We start from the raw sequence: 2208 nt of genomic DNA, 5'->3' as shown, positions 1-2208 counted from the left end.
GTCCCGGCCCGCCCTGCTGATCCACGGCCACCTCGACGTCGTACCGGCCAACGCGCAGGACTGGACCCACCACCCCTTCTCCGGCGAGGTCGCGGACGGGTGCGTGTGGGGCCGGGGCGCGGTCGACATGAAGGACATGGACGCGATGACCCTGGCGGTCGTCCGCGACCGGCTGCGCAGCGGGCGCAGGCCGCCCCGCGACATCGTCCTCGCCTTCCTCGCGGACGAGGAGGCCGGCGGCACGTACGGCGCCCGCCACCTCGTCGACCACCACCCCGATCTCTTCGAGGGCGTCACCGAGGCGATCAGCGAGGTGGGCGGCTTCTCCTTCACGGTGAACGAACAGCGCCGGCTCTACCTGATCCAGACGGCCGAGAAGGGCATGCACTGGATGAAGCTGACCGTGGCCGGCACCGCCGGGCACGGCTCGATGATCCACCGGGACAACGCCATCACCGAACTGTCGGAGGCGGTCGCCCGGCTCGGCCGGCACACGTTCCCGGTGCGGGTCACCAAGACGACCCGGGCCTTCCTCGACGAGCTCGGGGACGCGCTGGGCACCGAGCTGGACCCGGAGGACATGGAGGGCACGCTCGCCCGGCTCGGCGGCATCGCCAAGCTCATCGGCGCGACCCTCAGCAACACCGCCAACCCCACCCAGCTCGGCGCCGGCTACAAGGTCAACGTCATCCCGGGCGAGGCCACCGCGCACGTCGACGGGCGCTTCCTGCCCGGTTTCGAGGAGGAGTTCCTCGCCGACCTCGACGAGATCCTCGGCCCCAAGGTCCGGCGCGAGGACGTGCACTCCGACAAGGCCGTCGAGACGACCTTCGACGGCGCGCTCGTGGACGCCATGCAGTCCGCTCTCGTCGCCGAGGACCCGGCTGCCAAGGCCATCCCGTACATGCTCTCCGGCGGCACCGACGCCAAGTCCTTCGACGAGCTCGGCATCCGCGGCTTCGGCTTCGCCCCGCTGAAGCTGCCCCCGGAGCTGGATTTCGCCGGGATGTTCCACGGTGTCGACGAGCGGGTGCCGGTGGACGGTCTGAAATTCGGTGTGCGGGTTCTCGACCGGTTCATCGACGCGAGCTGACGCGTGTTGACGCTCCTATTCGGCCGCGTGTGCGAGATCGCCCGGGAAGGGTGAATGCGCTCATAAGCTCGTATCCCCATTACTCCCTCCTCGTTACAACTCATGCGATCCGCTACTTGGGATCGCATTGCCAACAAGGAGGAATAATGATCAAGAAGGTCGTCGCCGCCGCGGCTGCCACTGGTGGCCTGGTTCTCGCGGGTGCGGGCCTTGCCGTCGCCGATGCGGGTGCGCAGGGTGCCGCTGTGGGCTCCCCGGGTGTGCTGTCCGGCAATGTCGTGCAGGTTCCCGTTCACGTCCCGGTGAACGTCTGCGGCAACACGGTCTCCGTGATCGGCCTGCTGAACCCCGCCTTCGGCAACACCTGCATCAACAAGTGACGTTGTGCCTCGCCCCTAGTTAACAGGGATGAGCCCGTCGGCCCCGGAGTGCAAGCCATGCGCTCCGGGGCCGACCGGCCTTTTCGAAAAGAGAGAGAACCGCGATACAGCGGTATTTCGAGGCAAGGTCGAAAGCAGGGATTAGGTACATGCGACAAGTCACCCGCAAGAGCCTGATGACAGTGGCGGCCGCCACCGGAGTGATCGCCGCCGCAGGAGGCGCCGCCCACGCGGACGCGGGCGCGAGCGGATCGAGCGCGAACTCCCCCGGCGTGCTCTCGGGCAACACGGTGTCGGCACCGGTGCACGCGCCGGTCAACGCGTGCGGCAACACCGTGAACGTCGTCGGGGTCCTCAACCCCGCGATGGGCAACAGCTGCGCCAACAAGGGCGGCGGCACCGGGTCGCCCGGCGGACACGGCGGTCCCGGCGGCTCCGCGGGACACGGCGGCCATCACGGCGGGCACGGTCCCAGCGGACACGGTGGGTCCGGGGGCCCGGGGGGCCATGGCGGCTCCGGTGGCTCGCACGCCGGCGGCCACACCGGCGGCTCGCCCGGCGTGGGCTCCGGGAACCACGTCGAGGTGCCGATCGACGCCCCGGTGAACGCCTGCGGCAACAGCGTCGACGTCGTCGGCATCGGCAACCCGGCCATGGGCAACGGCTGCGACAGCGGCTCCGGCGGCGGGCAGCACACCCCGCCCGGATCGCCCGAACAGCCCGGCACCCCCGAAC

General features: G+C 70.0%; 3 protein-coding genes. All 3 read left to right on the top strand.

Features of this window, described 5'->3' with window-relative positions:
- The coding region (locus tag EHS43_RS43075) for a M20/M25/M40 family metallo-hydrolase (RefSeq protein ID WP_148104288.1) at positions 1 to 1093 on the top strand (1093 nt) is incomplete at its 5' end.
- 146 nt (positions 1094 to 1239) lie between these two features.
- Entirely contained in the window at positions 1240 to 1473 is a 234-nt protein-coding gene (gene chpH, locus EHS43_RS43070) for a chaplin ChpH (RefSeq protein ID WP_007380902.1), read from the top strand.
- A gap of 149 nt (positions 1474 to 1622) precedes the next feature.
- A partial coding sequence (locus tag EHS43_RS43065) for a chaplin (RefSeq protein ID WP_148104287.1) occupies positions 1623 to 2208 on the top strand: 586 nt, incomplete at its 3' end.

This window comes from Streptomyces sp. RP5T (assembly GCF_003933965.1).
Taxonomy (GTDB): domain Bacteria; phylum Actinomycetota; class Actinomycetes; order Streptomycetales; family Streptomycetaceae; genus Streptomyces.
This window is presented reverse-complemented; position numbering and strand designations above follow the sequence as displayed.